General features: G+C 70.2%; 17 protein-coding genes. 16 read left to right on the top strand and 1 reads right to left on the bottom strand.

What is annotated here, in order from left to right; translation table 11 throughout:
• Nucleotides 1-55: 55 nt before the first annotated feature.
• The 11 genes from lepB (ACFV9W_RS17080) to ACFV9W_RS17030 all read left to right on the top strand — a co-directional run bounded on the left by lepB (ACFV9W_RS17080) (nt 56) and on the right by ACFV9W_RS17030 (nt 9,618).
• Nucleotides 56-760 (top strand): signal peptidase I, encoded by a 705-nt coding sequence (gene lepB / locus ACFV9W_RS17080; protein ID WP_385761182.1) that lies wholly within the window; start codon nt 56-58, stop codon nt 758-760.
• Nucleotides 753-1,853 (top strand): signal peptidase I, encoded by a 1,101-nt coding sequence (lepB, locus tag ACFV9W_RS17075; RefSeq protein ID WP_385761179.1) that lies wholly within the window; start codon nt 753-755, stop codon nt 1,851-1,853. Before lepB (ACFV9W_RS17080) ends, lepB (ACFV9W_RS17075) begins: the two co-directional genes overlap by 8 nt.
• Nucleotides 1,753-2,715 carry a signal peptidase I gene (gene lepB, locus ACFV9W_RS17070; RefSeq protein WP_385761177.1) on the top strand — a complete coding sequence of 321 codons (963 nt, stop codon included), beginning with the start codon at nt 1,753-1,755 and terminating at the stop codon, nt 2,713-2,715. Before lepB (ACFV9W_RS17075) ends, lepB (ACFV9W_RS17070) begins: the two co-directional genes overlap by 101 nt.
• Before the next feature lie 93 nt (nt 2,716-2,808).
• The gene (gene lepB, locus ACFV9W_RS17065) at nt 2,809-3,546 is read left to right on the top strand and encodes a signal peptidase I (protein WP_385761174.1); all 738 of its coding nucleotides are present in this window, start codon (nt 2,809-2,811) and stop codon (nt 3,544-3,546) included.
• Nucleotides 3,539-4,051 (top strand): NUDIX hydrolase, encoded by a 513-nt coding sequence (locus tag ACFV9W_RS17060; RefSeq protein WP_385761171.1) that lies wholly within the window; start codon nt 3,539-3,541, stop codon nt 4,049-4,051. Before lepB (ACFV9W_RS17065) ends, ACFV9W_RS17060 begins: the two co-directional genes overlap by 8 nt.
• A gap of 55 nt (nt 4,052-4,106) precedes the next feature.
• Complete coding sequence (locus tag ACFV9W_RS17055) at nt 4,107-4,415, top strand: DUF2469 domain-containing protein (RefSeq protein WP_003993268.1); 309 nt, start codon at nt 4,107-4,109, stop codon at nt 4,413-4,415.
• Between the two features lie 84 nt (nt 4,416-4,499).
• Nucleotides 4,500-4,877: a YraN family protein gene (locus ACFV9W_RS17050; RefSeq protein ID WP_385761169.1), complete on the top strand. Its 378-nt coding sequence runs from the start codon at nt 4,500-4,502 to the stop codon at nt 4,875-4,877.
• A complete protein-coding gene (locus ACFV9W_RS17045; protein WP_385761167.1) occupies nt 4,877-6,496 on the top strand; it encodes a YifB family Mg chelatase-like AAA ATPase in 1,620 nt (539 codons plus the stop codon). The genes ACFV9W_RS17050 and ACFV9W_RS17045 overlap by 1 nt, the downstream gene beginning before the upstream one ends.
• Before the next feature lie 64 nt (nt 6,497-6,560).
• Nucleotides 6,561-7,727 (top strand): DNA-processing protein DprA, encoded by a 1,167-nt coding sequence (dprA, locus tag ACFV9W_RS17040; RefSeq protein ID WP_385761164.1) that lies wholly within the window; start codon nt 6,561-6,563, stop codon nt 7,725-7,727.
• Between the two features lie 351 nt (nt 7,728-8,078).
• A complete protein-coding gene (whiG, locus tag ACFV9W_RS17035) occupies nt 8,079-8,921 on the top strand; it encodes an RNA polymerase sigma factor WhiG (protein WP_385761161.1) in 843 nt (280 codons plus the stop codon).
• A 139-nt stretch (nt 8,922-9,060) separates the two neighbouring features.
• Complete coding sequence (locus ACFV9W_RS17030; RefSeq protein WP_385761367.1) at nt 9,061-9,618, top strand: TetR/AcrR family transcriptional regulator; 558 nt, start codon at nt 9,061-9,063, stop codon at nt 9,616-9,618.
• A gap of 180 nt (nt 9,619-9,798) precedes the next feature.
• Here ACFV9W_RS17030 and ACFV9W_RS17025 read toward each other — a convergent pair whose 3' ends face one another.
• On the bottom strand, nt 9,799-10,320 hold the full coding sequence (locus ACFV9W_RS17025) for a murein hydrolase activator EnvC family protein (RefSeq protein ID WP_385761364.1): 522 nt from the start codon (nt 10,318-10,320) through the stop codon (nt 9,799-9,801).
• Between the two features lie 310 nt (nt 10,321-10,630).
• On the opposite strand from ACFV9W_RS17025, the gene rpsB reads away from it, so the two are divergent.
• From rpsB to ACFV9W_RS17000, 5 genes are all read left to right on the top strand, one after another.
• Entirely contained in the window at nt 10,631-11,554 is a 924-nt protein-coding gene (gene rpsB / locus ACFV9W_RS17020; RefSeq protein WP_385761158.1) for a 30S ribosomal protein S2, read from the top strand.
• A 121-nt stretch (nt 11,555-11,675) separates the two neighbouring features.
• A complete protein-coding gene (tsf, locus tag ACFV9W_RS17015; RefSeq protein WP_385761156.1) occupies nt 11,676-12,512 on the top strand; it encodes a translation elongation factor Ts in 837 nt (278 codons plus the stop codon).
• Nucleotides 12,513-12,695: 183 nt separating this feature from the next.
• Nucleotides 12,696-13,475, top strand: coding sequence for a UMP kinase (gene pyrH, locus ACFV9W_RS17010; protein WP_385761153.1), 780 nt, complete (start codon nt 12,696-12,698; stop codon nt 13,473-13,475).
• 166 nt (nt 13,476-13,641) lie between these two features.
• Nucleotides 13,642-14,199 carry a ribosome recycling factor gene (gene frr / locus ACFV9W_RS17005; RefSeq protein WP_326015300.1) on the top strand — a complete coding sequence of 186 codons (558 nt, stop codon included), beginning with the start codon at nt 13,642-13,644 and terminating at the stop codon, nt 14,197-14,199.
• Between the two features lie 32 nt (nt 14,200-14,231).
• Complete coding sequence (locus ACFV9W_RS17000; RefSeq protein ID WP_385761149.1) at nt 14,232-15,455, top strand: phosphatidate cytidylyltransferase; 1,224 nt, start codon at nt 14,232-14,234, stop codon at nt 15,453-15,455.
• The last annotated feature ends 105 nt before the right edge of the window (nt 15,456-15,560 follow it).

The following is a 15,560-nucleotide window of genomic DNA, read 5'->3' as shown; positions in this document are numbered from 1 at the left end:
GCCGGCGCATCTCGCCTGCGGCGTCCACAGGGCAGCCGGATAGCATCTGGCCTCGATGGACACCGAAGCACAGCACGAGGAGCGCGACCGCTCCTCCGAGCCCCATGAGAACACCTCACAGGGCGAGGAGGACCGGTCGCGCTCCTCTTTGCTCTCCGGGGTGGTCGACTGGCTGCCGGGCGGCCGCATCACCCTGAGCCTGCTGCTGTGCCTGGCGCTCCTGCTGGCCCTCAGTGTCTTTGTGATGCAGCCGTTCCAGATCCCCAGCGGCTCCATGGAGAGCACATTGAGGGTCGGGGACCGCGTTCTCGTAAATAAGTTGGCGTACCGTTTCGGTGCCGAGCCGACCCGTGGCGACGTGGTCGTCTTCGACGGCAGCGGGTACTTCGGCGAGGGCGACTACATCAAGCGCGTCGTGGGCACGGGGGGAGACCGGGTGGCCTGCTGCGACAGCAAGGGGAGGCTCGAGGTGAACGGGAAGTCCGTGGACGAGCGGGCCGTGCTGCACGCCGCGGACGCGCCCTCGAAGGTGCGGTTCGACATCGTGGTCCCCGAAGGCACCCTCTTCCTGCTCGGTGACCATCGCAGCGACTCCCGTGACTCCCGCGACTACCTGGGCGCGCCCGGCGGCGGCTTCGTCCCGGTGGACCAGGTGATCGGGAGGGCCGAGTGGATCGCGTGGCCGACCGGGCACTGGCACTCCCTGTCCCGTACGGACGTCTACGCGCGCGTGCCCGCACCCGGCGGCGCCCATGGGTAGGCGGGGCAAATCACGCAGCCACCGCGGCGACGAGCGGCTGCCCACCGGCAGCCGGCCCACCAGCGGCCCCGAGCAGCAGGGCAGGGCCGAGCGGCGCAAGCTCGCCCGCAAGGTGAAGCGCCGTCGCAGGCGCTCCGTGCTCAAGGAGATACCTCTCCTGATAGGCGTGGCCCTGGCCATCGCCCTCGTCCTGAAGACGTTCCTGGTGCAGGCCTTCGTGATCCCGTCGGGCTCCATGGAGCAGACGATCAAGATCGGCGACCGGGTCCTGGTCGACAAGCTCACCCCCTGGTTCGGCGCGCAGGTGCAGCGCGGCGACGTCGTCGTCTTCAACGACCCGGGGAAGTGGCTCGAGCAGGAGGCCGCTCCGAAGAAGGAAGCCCCGGTCGGGGTGAAGCAGGTCAAGGAAGGCCTGACCTGGATCGGGCTGCTGCCGTCCGACAACGAACGCGACCTCATCAAGCGCGTCGTGGGCGTCGGGGGCGACACCGTGAAGTGCTGCGACAAACAGGGCCGCGTCACGGTCAACGGGACACCGCTCGAAGAGCGTGCGTACATCCATCCCGGCAACGCCCCCTCGAAGTTCGACTTCTCGGTGAAGGTGCCCAAGGGGCGCCTGTTCGTGATGGGCGACCACCGCGCCAACTCGGCGGATTCCCGCTATCACCTCACCGAGGCGTTCAACGGGACGGTGTCCGAGGAGTCCGTCGTCGGGCGGGCCAGGTTCATCGGGTGGCCGATCGGCCACTGGGCCTCGCTGTCGGAGCCCCCGACCTTCGCCGCCGTCGCCGACGCGCAAGGAGACGGGTCGTCCGCCGCCTCAGGAACGTCGCATAGGGTGGCCTCCACGTACGGTGCCGGACCGGGCTCGAACGCTTTGGATTCGGACGGATTTGTCCCCCTCCCGACCCCTGCGGAACTCCCGCTCGTTATGGGAGTGGTGGGCCTGCATCGGATACGGATCAGGCGGCGGCACGGAGTGAGGAGTGGATGTGGGGGACTTGGCGGTCGGCGCACGGTCAGGGCATGGTCCCGAAGAGGAGCCCGGGCGATCCGACGACGCGGCGGGTCTGGGGCCGACGGGCGCGGGTGACGCCGTGACGGCCGATCCCCTGCGCGAGGCGGAGTCGAGCGGCGGGTCGACGGGCGGCTCCAAGAAGCAGCGTTCCTTCTGGAAGGAACTGCCGCTCCTCATCGGCATCGCGCTCATCCTGGCGCTCGTCATCAAGACGTTCCTGGTCCAGGCGTTCTCGATCCCTTCGGCGTCGATGGAGAACACGCTGAAGATCGGCGACCGCGTCCTGGTCGACAAGCTCACCCCGTGGTTCGGTTCGGAGCCGGAGCGCGGCGAGGTCATCGTCTTCCACGACCCGGCGAGCTGGCTTGAGGGCGAGCCGACACCGGAGCCGAACGCGGTGCAGACGGTGCTCAGTTGGATCGGCCTGATGCCGTCGGCCGACGAGAAGGACCTCATCAAGCGCGTCGTCGGCGTCGGTGGCGACACCGTCGAGTGCAACGGCACGGGCCCGCTCAAGATCAACGGCAAGGTGCTCAACGAGCCTTACGTGTACCCGGGCAACACCCCGTGCAGCGACGACAACGCCGGTGGAACGTTCAAGGTGAAGGTTCCCGAGGGCAAAGTTTGGGTCATGGGTGACCACCGCCAGGACTCCATGGACTCCCGCTACCACCAGAACGACAAGAACGGCGGCTTCGTCCCCGTGGACAACGTCGTGGGCCGCGCCATCGTCGTAGCCTGGCCGCCCACGCACTGGTCGACGCTGCCGGTGCCGGACACCTTCGACCAGTCCGGCCTCAATGCCGTGGCGAACGTGGCTCCGGGCGCGCTCGGACTCGCGGGTGCGGCGCCGCTGGTGCTGTGGCGCAGGCGCAAGATCAATCAGCGCGTTACCGACGGGAACACCAGGGTTTCTGCGGCTGGTGGCTCCCGGTAGGGTGCCGTCCCAGATCGCCGATCTTCCGTGGTCCGCACCGTTCCGGGGCTGGTTCGACGAGATCGACTTCTCCGAACCGCGGGAGCAACTGGGATGAGCAGGACGCGTCGTACGAATGAGGGTCACGGCAAGGTCGGCAGCGCGCTGTCCGGCATAGCCGTGGCCCTCGGCTGTGTGTTGTTCCTCGGCGGGTTCGTCTGGGGCGCCATCCTGTACCAGCCGTACACCGTGCCCACCGACTCCATGGACCCGACGATCAAGGCGGGTGACCGGGTGCTCGCGGAGCGGATCGACGGCAGCGAGGTCAAGCGCGGCGACGTCGTCGTCTTCCAGGAGAACTCCTGGGGAAACGTTCCGATGGTCAAGCGCGTGGTCGGCGTCGGCGGTGACAAGATCGCCTGCTGCACGCAGGGCAAGCTGACCGTGAACGGCGAGCAGATCGACGAGCCCTACCTTCCGAAGGGCGAGAGCGCCTCCCTCACCGGCATCAGGAACACGACCGTCCCGCAGGGCCGGCTCTTCCTGCTCGGCGACCACCGCTCCGACTCCCTGGACTCCAGCGCGCACATCGGTGACAGCGAGAACGGCTCGGTGGAGCGCGGTGCCGTACAGGGCCGGGTGGACGCCCTGGCGTGGCCCATGGCCGGGATGCAGAAGCCGACCGGGTTCGAGGCGCTGCCGGGTGGCATCTCGCAGCCGGGCCCGGTGAAGACGGTCCTCGCGGCCATCGTGGCGGGCGCCGTACTGGTGCTCGGCGGAGCGGCGTACGGGCCGATCGCGAAGCGCTCGCGGCGCTCGCGCGGCACGTCCCCGGAGCCGGCCCGTGTCTGAACCCGGCAGCGAACTGCGCAAGGTCGCCCGCGTCGTCCTGCTCGACCCGGAGGGGCGGATCCTGCTCCTGCACGGGCACGAGCCGGGCGACACGGCGGACGACTGGTGGTTCACGCCGGGCGGCGGCCTGGAGGGCGACGAGACGCGTGAAGAGGCCGCCCTGCGGGAACTGGCAGAGGAGACCGGCATCACCGACGTCGAACTGGGGCCTGTGCTGTGGCAGCGGATCTGCTCCTTCCCCTTCGACGGTCGACGCTGGGACCAGGACGAGTGGTACTTCCTGGCCCGTACGAGGAAGGCCTCGGCGGAGCTGGGGGAGCTCAATGGGACGGGCCTGACCGATCTGGAGCGCCGCAGCGTCGCGGGAGCACGCTGGTGGACGTGCCGGGAACTGGCCGAGGCGCATGAGACGGTGTATCCGACCAGACTCGCCGGGCTGCTGAAGCGGCTGCTCGACGAAGGTCCCCCGAGCCGGCCCGAGGTCCTCGACACGGAAATCGTCTAGAGACGCACGAGGCTGGCGCACAATAGGGGGACGCACGGCTGAAGGGGAACATGCCATGAGCGCCGAGGACCTCGAGAAGTACGAGACCGAGATGGAGCTGAAGCTCTACCGGGAGTACCGCGACGTCGTCGGTCTGTTCAAATACGTTATCGAGACCGAGCGGCGCTTCTACCTCACGAATGACTACGAGATGCAGGTGCACTCGGTCCAGGGCGAGGTGTTCTTCGAGGTGTCGATGGCGGACGCCTGGGTCTGGGACATGTACAGGCCCGCTCGATTCGTGAAGCAGGTCAGGGTGCTCACGTTCAAGGACGTGAACATCGAGGAGCTGAACAAGAGCGACCTCGAACTTCCGAGTGGCTGAGTTTTCCACAACCCGTAGGTAGTTCACCAAGATCCACTTCTTTCCGGCCCGCGCGTCAGCGTGGGTGCCGGAGGTGGTGCCGACGTGAACGCACGGGGAGCACTGGGGAAGTACGGCGAGGATCTGGCCGCGAGGCGGCTGACCGAGGCCGGCATGACGGTGCTCGCGCGCAACTGGCGCGCGGGCAGGTCCGGTGAGATCGACATCGTGGCGCGGGACGGCGACGCGATCGTCGTGTGCGAGGTCAAGACACGCAGCGGACCGAGCGGCGCGGGCGGGGCCTTCGAGCACCCGATGGCCGCGATCACACCGGTCAAGGCGGCGCGGCTGCGCGATCTCGCCGAGCGCTGGGCGCAGGAGCACGGGGGAGCGCCGCCCGGCGGCGTCCGCATCGACCTCGTCGGCGTCCTGCTGCCGGAGCGTGGAGCGCCCCGCGTCGAGCATGCGCGAGGGGTGTCCTGATGGGCTTCGCGCGTACGTGTTCCGTGGCCCTCGTGGGAGTCGAGGGCGTCGTCGTCGAGGTGCAGGCGGACTTGGAGCCGGGGATCGCCGCCTTCACGCTCGTGGGGCTGCCGGACAAGAGCCTCACGGAGAGCCGCGACCGGGTCAGGGCGGCGGTGGTCAACTCCGGGGGCGACTGGCCGCAGAAGAAGCTCACGGTGGGGCTGAGCCCGGCATCCGTGCCCAAGGGCGGTTCCGGTTTCGATCTCGCCGTCGCCTGCGCCGTGCTCGGTGCGGCCGAGCGGATCGACCCGAAGATCCTCGCCGACATCGTGATGATCGGGGAGCTCGGCCTGGACGGGCGGGTGCGGCCGGTGCGGGGCGTGCTCCCGGCCGTGCTCGCGGCGGCCGACGCCGGTTACGAGCAGGTGGTGGTCCCCGAGTGCACGGCAGGGGAGGCGGCCCTCGTGCCGGGTGTGTCGGTCCTCGGCGTGCGCAGCCTGCGCCAGCTCATCGCCGTGCTCACGGACACGCCGGTGCCGGAGGAGGAGGCGGACGAGTCGGGGCGGCCCGATCAGCTGCTCGCCGGCCTGTGCATGCCGGGCAGCGGCGTCGGCACGGGCCTCGGCGGCTCCGCGCACGACGGGCACGGGCTCGATCTCGCGGAGGTCGTCGGGCAACTGTCCGCCCGCACGGCGATCGAGGTCGCGGCGGCGGGCGGCCACCACGTGATGCTGTCCGGGCCGCCCGGCGCGGGCAAGACGATGCTGGCCGAGCGGCTGCCCGCCATCCTGCCGCCGCTCACCCGCGAGGAGGCCCTGGAGGTCACGGCGATCCACTCGGTCGCGGGAATGCTGCCACCGGGCAAGTCGATGATCGACACCGCGCCGTACTGCGCACCGCACCACTCGGCGACCATGCAGTCCCTCGTCGGGGGCGGCCCCGGGGTGGCCCGGCCGGGAGCGGTGTCGCTGTCCCACCGGGGCGTCCTGTTCCTCGACGAGGCCCCCGAGTTCAGCGGGCAGGCGCTCGACGCCCTGCGCCAGCCCCTGGAAGCGGGGCACGTGACCATCGCGCGCAGCGCCGGGGTGGTGCGGCTGCCCGCGCGGTTCCTGATGGCGCTCGCCGCGAACCCCTGCCCCTGCGGGCAGTACCGGGCGCTGGGCGGCGAGTGCGACTGCCCGCCGGCCACGGTCCGCCGCTACCAGGCGCGGCTCTCGGGCCCGCTGCTCGACCGGGTCGACCTGCGCGTGGAGGTGGACGCCGTCACGCGCAACGAGTTGGCGGGGTACGGGCCGCGGGGCGAGAGCACCAAGGTCGTCGCGGACCGGGTGCGGGAGGCCAGGCAGCGGGCCGCGGCCCGGTTCGCGGACACCCCGTGGCGGACCAACAGCGAGGTGCCGGGCCACGCCCTGCGCACCCGCTGGCCCGCGGCGCCCGGTGCCCTCGACGAGGCGGAGCTCGACCTGGAGCGCGGCTTCCTCACTGCGCGGGGGCTCGACCGGGTGTTGCGGGTGGCCTGGACCGCGGCCGACCTCGCCGGGCGGGACCGTCCGTTCGCCCAGCACGTGGCGCTCGCGCTGCAACTGCGGACCGGGATCTCGCGCGGGGTGCCGATGACGGTCGGGGCGGGTTCGTGACAGGGGACGGGGCCCTGCGGGTCGGGGCTCTGGTCGGGGCGGCGGCGAGGAAGGGCGGGGTGTGATGGGCGTGGAAGGTGGCGACGAGGTGCGGCTCGCGCGGGCGCGGCTCACGCGGATCGTGGAGCCGGGCTGGGAGGTCGCCGGACGGTGGCTGCGGGAGTTCGGGGCCGTGGAGACGGTGCGGCGCATCGAGGCAGGCGGGACCGAGGGGCCGCTGCCCGGGGTGCGGGACGAGCGTTGGGCGGGGCTCGTCGCGCGGGCCGCGGACGCGCCGCCGGCCGAGCGGGACCTGGAGCGGGCGGCGGCGGCCGGGGCGCGGTTCCTGTGCCCGGGGGACGCCGAGTGGCCGGGACAGTTGGACGACCTGGGGGACGGGCGGCCGGTGGGGCTCTGGGTGCGGGGCGGGCCCAGCCTGCGGATGTGGGCGCTGCGCTCGGTGGCCGTGGTGGGCGCGCGGGCCTGCACGGACTACGGGGTGCGGATGGGCGCGAGCCTCGGGGCGGGGCTCGCCGAGCGCGGCTGGGTCGTCGTCTCGGGAGGGGCCTACGGGGTCGATGCGGCCGCGCACCGCGGGGCACTCGGGGCGGCCGGGGCGACGGTGGCCGTGCTCGCCTGCGGCCTCGACCGGATCTATCCGCGGGGGCACACCCAGTTGATCGACCGGGTCGCGGAACAGGGACTCGTGATCGGGGAGTTGCCGCCCGGGGATCATCCGACGCCCAGCCGGTTCATCCTGAGGAACCGGGTGATCGCTGCGCTCACCAGAGGAACCGTCGTGGTTGAGGCGGCCTACCGCAGCGGCGCGCTGGGCACGGCCCGTTGGGCGCAGCGACTGGGGAGGCACGCGATGGGCGTTCCGGGGCCCGTGACCAGCGGAGTCTCCGCGGGAGTGCATGAACTGCTGCGCAAGGAGGCGGTGCTCGTGACCGACGCCGCGGAAGTCGTCGAGCTGGTCGGGGACATGGGGGAGCTCGCGCCCGAGCGCCGTGGGCCGGTGCTGCCCCGCGATCTGCTGCCACCAGAAGCGGCGCGGGTGCTCGCCGCGCTTCCCGCGCGCGGGTCGTGCGGCGTCGCAGAGGCGGCCCGCGGTGCGGGGACGGCCAAGGACGAGGCGATCGCGAGGCTGTACGAACTGCGCTCTTTGGGGTTCGTCGAACGACACGGCGGCGGCTGGCAGTTGACACGCCAGGCGATCGAATCGGTCTTTCCCGGAGGGGAGGTGCGCTGACGCGGTGCGTTGCGCCGTCCGGATGACCCCCCGATGACCTTGGCAATTCCGGCAGTTGGCGCTCCACCCCGGTCGGCCGGGGCGTCGGAACCGGCCACGCGAGTCGACGAAGGGAACGTATCTGCGCAACGGTGATCTCCGACCCTTCGCACACTGCGACGCTCCAGTCACGCTACGCTCACCAGGATCCGGGTTCGTCCCCTCCATCCGGAATCAGGTGGGTAGCTCGGGTACCAGTCATCACCAGACGGGCAACACGGCATCTTCACAGGCAGAGCGATCACAGCGACCAGTACGTCAAGCACCTTCGGGTTCCTGGGTACGCAGCAGCAGAACGGCACAAGGCGGCGCATGCCACAACACACCTCCGGGTCCGACCGGGCGGCGGTACCCCCCGTCGCGCGCGGCTCCAGCGTGCGGCCTCCGGCTCCCTCCTCCCTCGAGGAGCTGTGGAGGTCGTACAAGGAGACGGGCGACGAGCGGCTGCGAGAGCAGCTGATCCTGCACTACTCGCCGCTGGTGAAATACGTGGCGGGCAGGGTCAGCGTGGGGCTGCCGCCCAATGTGGAGCAGGCGGACTTCGTCTCGTCGGGGGTCTTCGGGCTCATCGACGCGATCGAGAAGTTCGACATCGAGCGGGAGATCAAGTTCGAGACGTACGCGATCACCCGTATTCGCGGGGCGATGATCGACGAACTGCGTGCGCTCGACTGGATTCCCCGCTCCGTGCGGCAGAAGGCGCGCAACGTCGAGCGGGCCTACGCCACCCTCGAGGCCCAGCTGCGGCGCACTCCTTCGGAGAGCGAGGTCGCGGCCGAGATGGGGGTCGCGCTCGAGGAACTGCACGCGGTTTTCAGTCAGTTGTCGCTGGCGAACGTGGTGGCGCTGGAGGAACTGCTGCACGTCGGCGGCGAGGGCGGCGGGGACCGGCTCAGCGTCCTGGACACGCTCGAGGACCACGCCGCGGACAACCCGGTGGAGGTCGCGGAGGACCGGGAGCTGCGGCGGTTCCTGGCGCGGGCGATCAATACGCTGCCGGAGCGCGAGAAGACCGTCGTCACGCTCTACTACTACGAAGGTCTGACGCTCGCCGAGATCGGCAATGTGCTCGGGGTCACGGAGAGCCGGGTCAGCCAGATCCACACTAAGTCCGTGCTGCAGCTGCGGGCGAAGCTCGCGAGTTTCGGGCGCTGACGGGGCGTGCTGCCGGGCCGGGAGGCGAATCGTGCCTGCCGTGTGTGCGCCGCCGCGAGGGCCCGGCAGGCCCCGGCGGCTCCCGTCGCGGGCCGCATCTTCGTAAAGTGGAGACGTGCCTAGGATTCGAGCGGCCTCTGTGGCCGAGCACCGGTCGATGCAGCGCGGCGCCCTTCTGGACGCGGCGCGTTCCCTGCTGTCCGAGGGCGGGACGGACGCGCTGACGTTCCCCGCGCTCGCGGAGCGGACGGGGCTCGCGCGCTCGTCCGTCTACGAGTACTTCAAGTCGCGCGCGGCCGTGGTCGAGGAGCTGTGCGCGGTCGACTTCCCGGTGTGGGCCGCCGAGGTCGAGGCCGGGATGGCGCGGGCCGATACGCCCGAGGGCAAGGTCGAGGCGTATGTGCGGGAGCAGTTGGCGCTCGTGGGGGACCGGCGGCACCGTGCCGTCGTCGCCATCTCCGCGAGTGAGCTGGACTCGGGGGCGCGGGAGAAGATCCGGGCGGCGCACGGTGGGCTCGTCGCGATGATCGTCGAGGCGCTCGAACAGATGGGGCATGCGCAGCCGCGGCTCGCCGCGATGTTGCTTCAGGGTGTGGTGGACGCGGCCGTGCGCAGGATTGAGCTGGGAGCGGCGGAGGAGCCTGGTGTGATCGTGGACGCGGCCGTGGGGATGGCGCTGCGGGGCGTTCGCGGCTGAGTCCGTCCCGGGGGTCGGCGCTCGTGGTGCGCGGCACCGGGGTCCTGTGGCGGTGCCGTGGTCGGCGCCCGCCGTCCTGAGCGCGCGGCACCGGGGTGCCGCCTTGCCCACCCTGCCGCCCAAGGCGGCAGATTGCCCAAGGCGGGGGAGCCGGGGTGGCGGATTGCCCAAGGCCCGTCCTCAGCCCCACGCCCACGTCCACCCCCACCCCCACACCGGCAGCAGCCTCGATGGGCGTCCGCTGAGGGTCGATGGGGCCAGGAGGGACAAGGGGTCCAGGTATGTCGTGGCTCGGCGCAGGCCCCAGTGGAGGCACGAGCGGGCCGTGGGTGGGCAGTGGGCCGTGGGGAGTTGGAGGGTGGCCACCGGTTCGCCGGCCGTGACCTTGGCGCCCCGTTTCACCAGCGGCGTCACCGGTTCGTACGTCGTGCGCAGCGGCGGGTCGCCGGTGTCCGAGAGCGCGACGGAGAGCACGCCCCTGCCCGCGACCTCGCCCGCGAAGGAGACCCGTCCGTCGGCCACCGCGCGTACGGGAGCGCCGATGGGGGCCGTCAGGTCGACGCCGCGATGGCCGGGGGCGTAGGGCGAAGCCGGTGGGTTCCAGGGCCGGACCACCCGTGGCCGCTCGCCCACCGGCCAGAACCGGGCGTCCCCCGCCCAGGCCGCAGGTACCAGCAGCGCAAACAGCGCCCCCGTCATCATCACCGTGAGTAGTTTCCGCATGGCGCTCAGGTTCCTCCGCGGGGCCCCGGCGCAGGGATCATGGCCTGGAAACGTGGACTACCGAGCGGTTGTGGACAGCGGCGTCACCCGGTACCTCGCGGGTCCCGTACACTTCATGTGGCGATCCGGCCCACCGGATCGACTTCGCACGCCCCGACACCGGGCCTCACAGGCTTCGTGTCAGTGGCCTATCGGTCCCGTACGACCGCCTCGGAAGAGCGCGGGCTTGCGCGGCAGGCACACGCAGTGGGCGTCAGGAAACAACCGAGAAAACACAAGGAGTACGGCCATGGCCGTCGTCACGATGCGGGAGCTGCTGGAAAGCGGCGTCCACTTCGGTCACCAGACCCGTCGTTGGAACCCGAAGATGAAGCGCTTCATCTTCACGGAGCGCAACGGCATCTACATCATCGACCTTCTCCAGTCGCTGTCGTACATCGACCGCGCCTACGAGTTCGTCAAGGAGACCGTCGCCCACGGTGGCACGGTCATGTTCGTCGGCACGAAGAAGCAGGCCCAGGAGGCCATCGCCGAGCAGGCGACGCGCGTCGGCATGCCCTTCGTCAACCAGCGCTGGCTGGGCGGCATGCTCACCAACTTCTCGACCGTCTACAAGCGTCTGCAGCGCCTCAAGGAGCTCGAGCAGATCGACTTCGACGACGTCGCCGCGTCGGGTCTCACCAAGAAGGAGCTTCTCGTGCTCTCGCGCGAGAAGGCCAAGCTGGAGAAGACCCTCGGTGGTATCCGCGAGATGTCCAAGGTGCCCAGCGCCGTCTGGATCGTGGACACCAAGAAGGAGCACATCGCTGTCGGCGAGGCCCGGAAGCTCAACATCCCGGTCGTCGCGATCCTCGACACGAACTGTGACCCCGACGAGGTCGACTACAAGATCCCGGGCAACGACGACGCGATCCGCTCCGTCACCCTGCTCACCCGCGTGATCGCCGACGCCGTCGCCGAGGGCCTCATCGCCCGCTCCGGCGTGGCCACGGGCGACCAGAAGCCGGGCGAGAAGGCCGCCGGCGAGCCCCTCGCCGAGTGGGAGCGCGACCTGCTCGAGGGCGAGAAGAAGGCCGACGACAAGGCTGAGGCCAAGCCCGCCGAGGACGCCGACAAGGCCGAGGAGAAGGCTGCGGAGGCTCCGGCCGCCGAGGCTGCCGCTCCCGCCGAGGCCCCGGCCGAGGCTCCGGCCGCGGACGCCGAGAAGGCCTGACCCGTACGGGATTCGGTTTCATGAGGTGACGGCGGGGGTCGGCTGCGGCCCCCGCCTTCACCCGTAACCGTCACCTTCGTTCTCACACTGCTTCAGACTTCGTAGAGAGAAAACCAGGATCATGGCGAACTACACCGCCGCTGACGTCAAGAAGCTCCGCGAGCTCACCGGCGTCGGCATGATGGACTGCAAGAAGGCGCTCGACGAGGCCGACGGCGACGTCGACAAGGCCGTTGAGGCCCTGCGCATCAAGGGCCAGAAGGGCGTCGCCAAGCGCGAGGGCCGCTCCGCCGAGAACGGTGCCGTTGTCTCCCTCATCGCTGACGACAACACCTCCGGTGTCATCGTCGAGCTGAAGTGCGAGACGGACTTCGTCGCCAAGGGCGAGAAGTTCCAGGCCGTCGCGAACCAGCTGGCCGCGCACGTCGCCAAGACGAGCCCCGCGGACCTGGAGGCGCTGCTCGCCTCCGAGATCGAGGCCGGCAAGACCGTCCAGGCCTTCGTCGACGAGGCGAACGCCCAGCTCGGCGAGAAGATCGTCCTGGACCGCTTCGCGCAGTTCTCGGGCGCCTACGTCTCCGCGTACATGCACCGCACCATGCCCGACCTGCCCCCGCAGATCGGTGTCCTGGTCGAGCTGGACAAGGCCGACGCCGAGCTGGCCAAGGGCATCGCGCAGCACATCGCCGCCTTCGCGCCGAAGTACCTCTCCCGCGAGGACGTCCCGGCCGAGGTCGTCGAGTCCGAGCGCCGCGTCGCCGAGGAGACCACCCGCGCCGAGGGCAAGCCGGAGGCCGCGCTCCCGAAGATCGTCGAGGGTCGCGTCAACGGCTTCTTCAAGGAGGCCACGCTGCTCGGTCAGCCGTACGCCCTCGACAACAAGAAGTCCGTCGAGAAGGTCCTCCAGGAGGCCGGTGTCACCCTGAAGCGCTTCGCGCGCATCAAGGTCGGCATCTGAGTCCGTACCGCGACCGACGCGAGACCCCGCTAGGGTCGACAGCAGTCGCCCGCGTACTCCAAGGAGTACGCGCCGGGCGACCGCAGTTGTGACGAGGAGGCCATTGCCGCGCATGGGATGCGAACCACCCCACCGGCAGTGGCCTTCTTCGTATGTGTGCCAAGCAAAAGAGGCGAGAATCCCATGACCACCACCCAGGCCGACACTGCCGATAAAGGCGACAAGAGCGACGAAGGCAAAGGCGCGGGGCGCTTTCTGCTGAAGCTTTCCGGCGAGGCGTTCGCCGGGGGCGGGGGTCTGGGCGTCGACCCCGACGTGGTGCACGCCATTGCCCGTGAGATCGCGGCCGTCGTCCGCGACGGCTGGCAGATCGCCGTCGTCATCGGCGGCGGCAACTTCTTCCGCGGCGCCGAGCTGCAGCAGCGCGGCATGGACCGCGCCCGCAGCGACTACATGGGCATGCTCGGCACGGTCATGAACTGCCTGGCCCTCCAGGACTTCCTGGAGAAGGAGGGCATCGACTGCCGTGTGCAGACCGCCATCACCATGGGGCAGGTCGCCGAGCCGTACATCCCGCTGCGCGCCGTGCGCCACCTGGAGAAGGGCCGCGTCGTCATCTTCGGCGCCGGCATGGGCATGCCGTACTTCTCCACCGACACCACCGCCGCGCAGCGCGCCCTGGAGATCGACGCCGAGGCCCTGCTCATGGGCAAGAACGGTGTCGACGGCGTCTACGACTCGGACCCGAAGACCAACCCCGAGGCCGTGAAGTTCGACGGGCTCAGCTACGGCGAGGTCATCACCCGGGACCTGAAGGTCGCCGACATGACCGCGATCACCCTGTGCCGCGACAACAAGCTGCCCATCCTCGTCTTCGAGCTCATCACGTCGGGCAATATCGCCCGTGCCGTCAAGGGTGAGAAGATCGGGACCCTCGTAGGCGAACAGGGCACCCGCGCCTGACACCCTCCCGTCCCCCTGGGAGCCCCGGGAACCCCGTGTCCTCGAAGGTTCCCCGAGGGATGGACAATGTCCTGCCGGTCGGACACCGTGCAGGAAAGACACGCGACGCAGCCGACCGCGCCCCCGTGCCCGGCCGGGCCTCACTCAAGACACGCAGGAGCAAGTGGTGATCGAAGAGACCCTCCTCGAGGCCGAGGAGAAGATGGAGAAGGCCGTCGTCGTCGCCAAGGAGGACTTCGCCGCGATCCGCACGGGACGTGCGCACCCGGCGATGTTCAACAAGATCGTGGCCGACTACTACGGCGCGCTGACGCCGATCAACCAGCTGGCCTCGTTCTCGGTGCCCGAGCCGCGGATGGCCGTGGTGACCCCGTTCGACAAGAGCGCGCTGCGCAACATCGAGCAGGCGATCCGCGACTCCGACCTCGGCGTCAACCCGAGCAATGACGGCAGCATCATCCGGGTGGTCTTCCCGGAGCTGACCGAGGAGCGCCGCAAGGAGTACATCAAGGTCGCCAAGGCCAAGGCCGAGGACGCCAAGGTCTCGATCCGCTCCGTGCGCCGCAAGGCCAAGGACACGATCGACAAGGCGATCAAGGACGGCGACATCGGCGAGGACGAGGGCCGCCGCGGCGAGAAGGAACTGGACGACACCACCACGAAGTACGTGGCCCAGGTGGACGAGCTGCTCAAGCACAAGGAAGCCGAGCTGCTCGAAGTCTGAGCGAGCGCGGAAGATCGAGGTTCGAGGAATCCGTGAACGACTCTTCCTGGGGTGCGCCGACCGGGCCCGGACAGTGGGGCCCGACCGACGGCCATGGGTCCGCCCCTGGTCAGGGGCCCGCGTACGGGCAGGTGCCGGCGTACGGCCAAGGGCCGTCGTACAACCAAGGACCGTCGTACGACCACGGACGCGCTCCGGCGGGTCCCGCGTACGAACGGCACGCGGTCGATGAGACTCGGCCCATGCCCATCGTGCCCGATATGCCTGATACGCCTTCTGGTGACGGAAGGGGCGACGACCAGGACGACCGGGGGACCGCTCGGCTGAGTGGTCCCCTGTTCCGCGACGAGACGCCTCGGCAGCCGGAGCCGGCCGACGGGTCCTCGCGGCCCGCGGAGGCCGCCGGGTCCACGGGGTCCTCGCGGACCGAACCGCGCAAGAAGAAGAGCGCGGGCCGGGACCTCGGGGCGGCCATAGGCGTCGGTGTCGGGCTCGGTGCGGTGATCATCGCTTCGCTCTTCATCGTCAAGGCCGTGTTCGTCGGCGTCATCGCGGTCGCCGTCGTCGTCGGCCTGTGGGAGCTGACCTCGCGGCTCGAGGAGCGCAAGGGCATCAGGGCGCCGCTCGTGCCGCTCGCCGTCGGCGGCGCGGCCATGGTGGTGGCCGGGTACGTGCGCGGTGCGGAGGGCGCCTGGGTGGCGATGGCGCTGACCGCGCTCGCCGTCCTCGTGTGGCGGATGACGGAGCCGCCCGAGGGATACCTGAAGGACGTCACGGCGGGGGTCTTCGCGGCCTTCTACGTGCCGTTCCTCGCGACCTTCGTGGCGATGATGCTCACCGCGGACGACGGGGCGTGGCGCGTGCTCACGTTCCTGATCCTGACGGTCGTCAGCGACACCGGGGCGTACGCGGTCGGCTGGCGCTTCGGCAAGCACAAGCTCGCGCCGCGCATCAGCCCCGGCAAGACCCGCGAGGGCCTGCTGGGCGCCGTCTCCTTCGCCATGGTGGCGGGCGTGCTGTGCATGCAGTTCCTGGTGGACGACGGCACGTGGTGGCAGGGCCTCGTCATGGGCGCGCTCGTCGCGGCCAGCGCGACCCTCGGTGACCTCGGCGAGTCCATGATCAAGCGGGACCTCGGGATCAAGGACATGGGGACGCTGCTGCCGGGGCACGGCGGAATCATGGACCGCCTCGACTCCCTGCTGCCGACGGCTCCGGTCGTATGGCTGCTTCTGGTGCTGTTCGTCGGTTCCTGAAGAACCCCACGTGAGAGCCCCTGTCCGTAACCGGACGGGGGCTCTTCGTATATGGCCCCGCGAGACTTGTGAAGACCTGTTCACGAAGGTGGTCGGGTTCGTTGA

Source organism: Streptomyces sp. NPDC059897 (genome assembly GCF_042730865.1).
In the GTDB taxonomy this organism is placed as follows: domain Bacteria; phylum Actinomycetota; class Actinomycetes; order Streptomycetales; family Streptomycetaceae; genus Streptomyces.
Note: the sequence above shows the minus strand (reverse complement) of the source record. Positions and strands in the feature narration are given on the sequence as shown.